Origin of the sequence: Pseudomonas sp. 5P_3.1_Bac2 (assembly GCF_025465995.1) — a bacterium.
Classification (GTDB): Bacteria; Pseudomonadota; Gammaproteobacteria; order Pseudomonadales; family Pseudomonadaceae; genus Aquipseudomonas.
Window position 1 is genome coordinate 1 of sequence record NZ_JANLNY010000021.1, and the last position, 242, is coordinate 242.

The 242-nt window shown below is 64.5% G+C and carries 1 protein-coding gene; it reads left to right on the plus strand.

From position 1 onward, the window contains the following. On the plus strand, window positions 1-242 hold a 242-nt coding region (locus tag NTD81_RS11450), incomplete at both ends, for an Ig-like domain-containing protein (RefSeq protein ID WP_262182484.1).

Below are 242 nucleotides of genomic sequence, written 5' to 3' on the forward strand. Positions count from 1 at the left end.
ACCGGTAAGGCTGACGTCACTCCACCTGCGCCACCGGTTGTCGATAACAACAACGAGAGTGGTCTGGGCGGCAGCGGCGAGCCGGGCGGCACCATCGTGGTGGAGCTGCCAGATGGCAGCACCCTGACCACCGTGGTCGACGACAACGGCCAGTGGGCCATCGAGCCTAACCCGCTGGAAGACGGCGAGACTGGCAGCGTCACCATCACCGATCCAAGCGGCAATATCAGTGAGCCGACCGA